Source organism: Parabacteroides sp. ZJ-118 (assembly GCF_011038785.1).
Classification (GTDB): domain Bacteria; phylum Bacteroidota; class Bacteroidia; order Bacteroidales; family Tannerellaceae; genus Parabacteroides.
Map to the genome: position 1 here is coordinate 60,570 of NZ_JAAKDT010000011.1, position 8,930 is coordinate 69,499.

Sequence of the window (8,930 nt, forward strand, 5' to 3'; positions counted from 1 at the left end):
ATATGAAAGAATTAGAGCAACAAATCCAAGACTTGCGAACACAGATTCAGAAGTCCGAGAAGCTATCGTCATTAGGAATATTGAGTGCAGGTATCGCTCACGAGATACAGAACCCGCTGAACTTTGTCATAAATTTCAGCCAGATAGCAAATGATATGGTGGATGACCTGACAGATATCCTCGACGAGAAGGGTTTTGACCTGGAAGATGAGGAGAACAAGGAATTGGCAGACACGATCGCCACTTTGCGTTCTTATTTGGCCAAGATCGCCGAGCATGGGAACCGGGCTACCGACATCATTCAAGGAATCTTATTGTACTCACGCGGAAAGTCCGATGAGTTTATCGCCACCTCCATCCAGAAATTGCTGAAGGAGTACGTATGGCTATCCTTCCATGCCATGCGTGCCAACCTCACGGATTTCAACGTGACGATCAAGGAGGAGTATGACCCGACGATCCCGGAGGTGAAAATAATTCCCCAAGACATCAGCCGTGCCATTATCAACTTGATGAACAACGCTTGTTATGCCGTTTGGAAAAGACAACAAAACACCGATAGTTCCTATGTCCCTACAGTCACAGTCAAAGCGTACCGACAAGGAGAGCACCTCTACATCAGCGTAGAGGACAATGGTATGGGCATGTCAGACGAGGTAAAGCAGAAGCTTTTCAACGCTTTCTTCACCACCAAACCTATCGGGGAAGGGACCGGCTTAGGCCTCTCCATCACCCGTAACATTATCGAGGAGAAACATCACGGCAAAATAGTGTTCGAGTCTGAGGAGAACCGATATACCCGTTTCACGATCTCCATACCCATGAACCCATGAGAAAACTGATCTACTTGCTAACCATTTTTTGTCTGTCCGTCCCGACCTTTCTTTTAGCGCAACAAGGCGAGATGGATAACAGGCAACAATTTGCCTTGGCCGAATCCGAGTATCAAGTAGGCCATATTGATAATGCCATCGACATACTCAATCAACAGATCAGCACTTACAATGGCACACTAAAAGTCAGCGCTTATCGCCTATTGGCCCTTTGCAGCCTGGCTCAAGACGATTTGACAAACGCAAATAAATATGTAGATCTACTCTTGCGGGAAGATCCCTACTACAGCGTCACCATCAATGACCCGGAAAGATTCGCCGAATTAATCCGCGACAAAAAAGAAGGCAAAACCACCCTCGTAACCGCCTCCCAACAAGCGGAAACACTAGAGGAGGCACCCGTTCCGGTGACGCTGATTACGGAAGAGATGATTAAGGCGATAGGAGCACGTACCCTGAAAGATGTATTGATAACTTATGTACCGGGTATGACCTCTGTAGAAAGTCCCAACGAGACAAATGTTGCCATGCACGGAGTCTATTCTGCCGGTCAAGAAAAGATTTTAATCATGCTGAACAGCCAACGCATGAACGCAAGAATCACGAATAAAGCAGCTCCGGATTATAGTATCGATCTTGAAAAAATCAAGCAAATAGAAGTGCTCCGAGGACCAGCCTCATCATTGTATGGCAACGTAGCCCTCGTCGCTGTTGTCAATCTAATCACTAAAGAAGGAATAGATGTTGAGGGCATAGAAGTATCCGCAGGTATAGGTAATTTCGGTCAGAAAAAAGCGAATTTTCTTTTAGGAAAACGTCTCATGAACATAGACTTCATGGGGTGGGGATCATTCTATGCTTCCGATGGGCAAAAACGTTCTATCTCGAAAGAGGAAGCTGTTGGAGTATACCCTCACGATGGTTTCGCATGGGTAGAAGCCTACAACCATCTTCCCTCCTATGATATTGGATTTACATTTAAACTAAATGCGCTTTCCTTGATATTTAATCAGAGATATGGGAAAAAAGTTCCAACTTTCGCCGACATTCATTCTTCGATGGGAGCCTTATATGACTACGACAAATATCGGACGGTGAATGGAGAAAGAGCAGGCCATGGCATGTCTTTCACACATGCCGGAGTAAATTATTCCAGCAAGATACAAAATGTAAAATTAGATGTAAATACATATTTCGACCTAAACACGAGTAATCAATACTCATTAATGGGAGATTCCGTAAGCGGATTCTTAGAAGGAGCTGAGCGTTACTCCTGTTTTCAAATTATGAACTGGAAAGAGTATGCGCTAGGAGGAACTTTCCTGTTAAATTATATTTACCCTGAATTAGATGGAATAGGAAGAGGAAATTTGCTCATAGGCGCACAGTTGGAACATACTAAATTGTATGCGGCAGAGGGAGAGGTCGCGGAAGACTATACAAATGTATTTATACATTGGCCCAATGCTCCGATTCGTTTGGGAGCTGAAACATCCTACTCGCCTTTTCTACAGCTCAAACATTCGTTTAGCTCACACTGGATACTAAATGCCGGAGTAAGATATGATATAAAGAGGCGTGTAAATACTAAACACATAACCTCCTTATCTCCTAGAGCCTCTTTGATCTATTTACCAAACGAAAGATTCAACTTAAAAATAAATTACGCACGCTCATTCGTAGATGCTCCTTATTTTTATCGCTATAATGAATCACCCTCTTATAGCGGTAGCGAGAACCTGCAACCCGAATATATGCAAACGACCCAATTAAGTTTTTCATATACACCCAACTCTACGTTTTTATACAATGGAGTAATTGCTTATAACGATCTTTTCGGATTCATTTACCGAGATCCGAATGCTTCCGGCGAACAACCTCGTTATATCAATGCCGGAGAGTTGAAAACATTTTGTGTAGAAAACGCCTTGCAATATCAGACCTCTCGTTTTTTCGCCAACTTCAATGTTACTTATCAAACCATCTTAGATGGCGCTAATTATACCTATACCGGACACCAGATACACAATGTTCCAAACTGGTTCGCTAATATATCCCTGAACGGTAATCTATTAAAACATAAAGAACATGAGCTATGGCTTTATGGTAACGGAAGATTGACAGGGACACAATTATCTCCAATTGAAAACATCTTGATAGGAGGAGTTCCGGTCACAAACCTAAAGAATGAATTACCTGCCCTATATACGATGAACGCAGGATTAAGATATAAATATCAAAGACTTGAAAGCAGTGTACATTTTTACAACCTGTTAGACAAACTCTATTATCAAGGGGGTAGCGTACCAACCCCTTATATTCAACAAGGATTTAGCATGATGTTTTCATTAAAATATAAGATTTGGTAATCATGAGACAAATGAAAATCAAACTAAACAAATACCAAAGGCTCCTTTGGAAATATGCCAGTTTATATCCTGCCCACTTTTATAACCTTGGACTTAGTTTTAGGTTCACGGAGACATTAGATCCTATTCTTTTAAAAGATTCTTTCTATTATTTAGTTAACTCCGTAGATATCTTGCACAGTTTATTAATTGAGAACGAAAACGATCTTTATTTCGAAACTCAAAGCGACCTCCCTTTTGAGTTTTCTATTGAAGGGATAGCCTCAGAGGAACTATGCGAGATCGCGTTAGACCGATTTACTCAATCTATCTTTGATCTATATACGCAACGGCCTATACGAGCCAAACTATATCAGTTGCCGGATCACTCATATGCGTTGGTTATCGTATTCCACCACATATGTATTGATGGGACATCCGTAACAGATTTGTTGAACTTGCTGGCACAAATCTATAACGAACGCCTCCAAGACAATCCTTATCCCCGGCTGCAGTTACCCACGTTCAGCGAATATGATCAACTCCAGCAAAAGAACCATCAATACGCTTATTCGGATATTTGCCTAGAGCACTGGAGTGAACTATTCAAAGACAAACAACTAAACCTGACATTCCCCGGTATCACAAGAAGACAGACAAATTATGAGTTCAAGGACGTAAGATTTGAACTGGGCACCCAGCGAATGAAAGAAATAATCCATCTAGGAAGGAGACTCGGCACGACGACTTTCCTTGTCATTCTATCCGCCTGGATGTATGTGCTACATCGCTTCTCCAATCAAACACACATACTAATCGATAGCGCAATCAATTTAAGACCATCCCGGTTAAAGAACTTAATCGGGTTCTTCGTAAACAACCTCCCTTTGTTATCGTCTTTCGAGAAGGGACTCACCTGTAAAGAATTGATCTTACAACTAACCAAACAGAGAAAAAAGCTAAAACTCATCCAATCGTATACCCTAGATGAAGTGATCCCCCTATTGCAAACAAAGAACCACGAAATTATCGCTGGAAACATCAACGTAGGGATGAATTTTGTCGAATGGGGCGATTCTATTCATATCCCCCTGCAAGGAACGGAATGCCATTTCCATCGAAGGATAGATAAATACTCCCGTTTTGATCTGCTGCTTGAGGTAGATCCCACTGACAATGGGCTGGCAAGGATCTGTTACTGCCCGGAATTCCCCCGTCCATACATCGAGGCCCTCATCAATAGCCTAAAACAAGTCTTAGACCACTTTTCTAATCAGCTGTTAAGTGATCTCTCGGAAATTTGCCTACTATCCTCCAAACAATTGGAAGTTTACCAACAAGAGGTTGAAACTCATTTAAACCGTTTGTCTCTGATAAGTGACTCCATCAACACACGCTTTGAACAAATTGCCCGAAGATACAAAGATCATCCGGCCTTGATTTACAATAACACATCAATATCATATGAATATCTATATAATCTTTGCGAACAAAACGCACATAAGATAAGGGAGCGATTTTCGGAAGAGTTCCAACACGATATGCCAATCGGAGAACCAATAGGTATCTATACATCGGATAAAAGAAAAGCGATCATCTGGTTGCTTAGCATACTGAAAGCGGGGGGCACTTACGTTAATTTCGAGTTGGATCATCCCGTAGAAAGGATACGCTTTATCATGGAAGATTATGAGATACGCCACGTATTATCCGATTCATCCGAACAAGACCGTGTCTTTCCGGCAGGAACTCTCCTAACATCACTACTTGAAACGAGTACACAATCTTCCAATATAAATAAGTTACCAACTGTTCCACAAAACACAAACGCTTATATTATCTCAACTTCCGGCACGACCGGCTTACCCAAAGGGGTACCTATCACACATGGGCAAGTCTTGCAATTATTACAGTCAAAAATTATGGCAAAAGAGCAACAGGATGTTGTATTACAATATGCAAGCCTTTGTTTTGATGCGTCTGTATGGGAAATATTCAGTACACTATTAGTCGGGGCTACGCTTATCATAGCAAATGAAGAAGAACGCTTTTCACCAAAAGCTTTAAGTGATTTATTACAAAATCAATCCGTGACAACAGCTTGGATTCCTCCTGTAATGCTATCGGAACTGCCACACTACAATTTACCTCAAGTAGAAAAATTGTATGTAGCTGGAGATACCACGCCTAAACATGTCATTGATTTCTGGCGAAAAGGTCGTACATTCATTAATGCCTACGGCCCCACAGAATGTACGGTATGCGCTACCGCTTGTGTTATGAATGATGAGACTTTATCCAATGATATAGGCTGTCCCATAGAAGGCATCGCTTGCTATATATTAGATCAAAACAGACATTTACTCCCCCCTTTTGCAAGGGGAGAACTCTGTATCGGTGGCCCTCAAGTAAGTAAAGGATATATCAAACGAGAGGAGCTTAATCGAGAAAAATTCATTAAGAACCCCTATCAAACAGAGGAAGATAAACGTAGAGGACGGAATGCGATTCTTTACAGGACAGGAGATCTTGTATCTCGCCTACCCAATGGACATATACTATTCCATGGACGAATCGATTTCCAGGTAAAAATACATGGATTCAGAATCGAGTTGGAAGAGATAGAAAACGCTTTGAACCAACATCCCGATATCAAGAAATCGGTTGTCATCGTACGAGATTATCAAAAAGAGAAGAAATTGATCGCCTATGTACAAACGGATCAGGCACCCTCCCCGCGAGAGCTCCGGCAATCCTTGGCTAAGACATTGCCTTATTATATGATTCCCTCAGGGTGGGTCTTTCGTCCGAGCTTTGCCCTTACTGCCAGTGGAAAAATTGATCGAAAGCAGCTACCTGAGCCTGATATGTTGGCAGAATTCCCTACAAATCTAGCTCTTCCCCAAACCAAGGAAGAGCGACTTTTACTGGATATCCTATCATCAACCTGCCACATCGAACAAATCGGAGTGGAAACAGATCTTTTCGATCTCGGAATCTCTTCTATCCAGATTATGATGATCGCGTCGGAGGCCTCTCTAAAAGGGCTCGATCTATCAATCTCAACCTTCTATAGAGAGAGGACTATACGTAAGATCGTACAAAGCCCCCGGTCTTCTATCTGTTTTTGGGGCAATACCTATGATGAAAGCAAACCTATCATGGTACTTGTCTGTGGGGAAGCCAACTTTAATACCGAATATCAAGCGTTTATCGATATTTTCGGTAAAGAATACGCAATCCTCGTGCTTGACTCTATCCATGAGTATGCCCGACAAGAAAAAAAAATCCATTGGAATCAATTAATAGACACCTACACGTCACTCTTGGATCGAGTCGTAATCGATAAAGAAATAAAAGTCATAGCCGGATTTTGTATCGGGGGAGAAATCGGATTAGGCATCGCCAATAAACTCGTGGACCAGGGGAAAACTTACCGTCCGGAGCTCCTCTTGCTGGACAGTTTCTCTAAACGAGATAAACAGCTGAGGTTCGAATATACCGGTGCCGCACAATCCTACACAGGAGAACACAACGAGACAGTCTCCCGGCTCCTGCAAAACCAGAAGATGGAAACTTATCCAGGTAAAGTAACACTATTTCTAGCCAGTCAATTCACGAGCCTGCGTCTGGACTTAAAAAATCCGGACACCAAGGAGAGAGCTTACCGTCAATTCCAAGAGAACGCAAAATATTGGAAAGAGCTAGTACCTCATTGCCAAATCTTTTATCTTGATACAAACCATTGGGAAATACTCCAGGCAGCGTTTTTATCACAAATAAAGGATTTATATAGTGCGAACAAACAATAATTCAACTTTAAGTATATGGAACAAATCTTATTCGCCGGTCTATCCGGCCACGCATGGATCGCCGTGCTCACGATGCTTGGAGTGTTCGTGATCTTGATCGGCACGAAGCTTCCGGCAGACTTCGTTTTCTTATGGGCTTTAGCAATCTTGTTGCTTACAGGGACGCTGGATGTGCAAGAGGCGTTGAGCGGCTTCAGCTCGTCATCCGTCATTACGGTAGGATTCATGTTTGTGCTCGTGACGGGGCTGACCGAGACGGGCGTGCTGCATTGGATTACCAAGAAATGCTTGGGTACGCCTAAAAATTACACCGGAGCCCTGCTACGCTTGATGGCACCGGTATCGGCGGCAAGCGCTTTTCTGAGTAACACCACCGTGGTGGCGATGTTCTTGCAAATCGTGTTGATTTGGAGCAAGAAGTTATCTATCAAGCCCTCCAAACTATTGATTCCCCTGAGCTACGCTTCGGTACTAGGTGGGCTTTGTACGATTATCGGTACTCCCCCAAACTTGATTATCAGCGGACTATACGCCAAGGAAACCGGGATAGAGTTCGGCTTCTTTGAGGTTGGCAAATTGGGTATTATCTGTTTAGCGTGCGGTTACTTGATGATCCTTTTAATGAGAAAGCTTCTTCCAGAGCGCAGTCAAAGCAGCGAGCAATTCAGCCAATCGAAAGAATTTACAACGGAGTTGTTGGTTCCTTCCGATTGTTCCTATATAGGAAAAACGATAGAAGAAGCGAAACTAGGACAAGTGGATGGTGGACATATCGTAGAGATCATACGCTTCGATAAGGAGATTACCACCCCGGTCCCGGATGATGAGTTTATCATGGGAGGCGACCGCCTTATCTATACAGGCATACCGGATAAATTATTAGGATTAAAAGCTTCCCATGGGCTGGTAACCGCCTCAGAACACGTATATTCCATTTCCGAGGTATCGAAAGACAGGACCTTGATACAGGCCGTCGTACCCGAATACAGCTCTTTGATCGGGCGCACGTTTATGGGACGTAACTTCGAGAAATTGTTTAATGTTGTTTTGGTCGCGGTTTCCCGGGAAGGAAAACGTATCGTGAACAGTCCGCGCGAAACGGTCATCATACCGGGTGATATCCTTTTGCTGGAATGTAATCCGGATTTCCTAGAGCAGTCTGACGCTTTAGAGAAAGACCTAATCTTGCTGAACCCTAAAGAGAAAGACATCCCGGTAAGCCGGAAAACAATCGTAGCCTCCTTAATCATGCTAACGGTCGTACTACTGGCTACATTCAATATTCTACCTCTGGTCACGGCCGCCTTATTAGGACTACTTGCCATGCTTGCCACCCGTTGTTGTACGCCGGCGAGAGCACGAGCCAGCATATCGGGGAGTACCCTGCTCGTATTCGCTGCCTCCCTTGGCTTGGGTAGTGCCATCCAAACCAGCGGATTGGCTACCACCATCGCCGGAGGTATCCAAGATATTTGCGGGACAAACCCCTATGTAACATTGATCGTAATTTGCTCGGCCACTTGCGTATTAAGTGAGTTCATCTCCAATACGGCAGCGGCGGCCATCTTCTTTCCGATCGCATTGCAAAGCGCCCATGTGCTGGGAGTAAGCCCAACCCCTTTCATGATCTCATTGATGCTCTCGACCGCCAGCTTCGCCACGCCGATCGGATCACCTACCCATTTGCTGGTCTATGGGCCTGGAGGTTATAAGTTCACGGATTTCATGATACTGGGGATCTTGATGAACGCGATGACAGTAGCTGTATCCGCATTGTTCGCACCGATATTCTGGCCATTTTAGAATATCTGTAAGCATTTGATAAACTACAGGTATTAAACTTTATATATAACAATAGCGACTGTCACTATGAAGCTAATAGTTGCAGTCGCTATTGTTTTGTTGAACCTATATGTTGCAGTCGGCATTAGTTGCCG

Annotated in this window: 4 protein-coding genes; all 4 read left to right on the top strand. The window is 43.4% G+C overall.

The features are described 5' to 3' along the window. Positions 1-2: 2 nt before the first annotated feature. Genes G7Y39_RS05085 through G7Y39_RS05100 form a run of 4 tightly spaced genes read left to right on the top strand, consistent with a single transcriptional unit; the run spans position 3 to position 8,796 of the window. On the top strand, positions 3-833 hold the full coding sequence (locus G7Y39_RS05085) for a sensor histidine kinase (protein ID WP_165155709.1): 831 nt from the start codon (positions 3-5) through the stop codon (positions 831-833). Next, entirely contained in the window at positions 830-3,202 is a 2,373-nt protein-coding gene (locus G7Y39_RS05090; protein ID WP_165155697.1) for a TonB-dependent receptor, read from the top strand. The genes G7Y39_RS05085 and G7Y39_RS05090 overlap by 4 nt, the downstream gene beginning before the upstream one ends. A gap of 2 nt (positions 3,203-3,204) precedes the next feature. Next, a complete protein-coding gene (locus G7Y39_RS05095; protein ID WP_165155699.1) occupies positions 3,205-6,993 on the top strand; it encodes an amino acid adenylation domain-containing protein in 3,789 nt (1,262 codons plus the stop codon). Between the two features lie 15 nt (positions 6,994-7,008). After that, the gene (locus tag G7Y39_RS05100; protein ID WP_165155701.1) at positions 7,009-8,796 is read left to right on the top strand and encodes an SLC13 family permease; all 1,788 of its coding nucleotides are present in this window, start codon (positions 7,009-7,011) and stop codon (positions 8,794-8,796) included. Positions 8,797-8,930 lie beyond the last annotated feature (134 nt).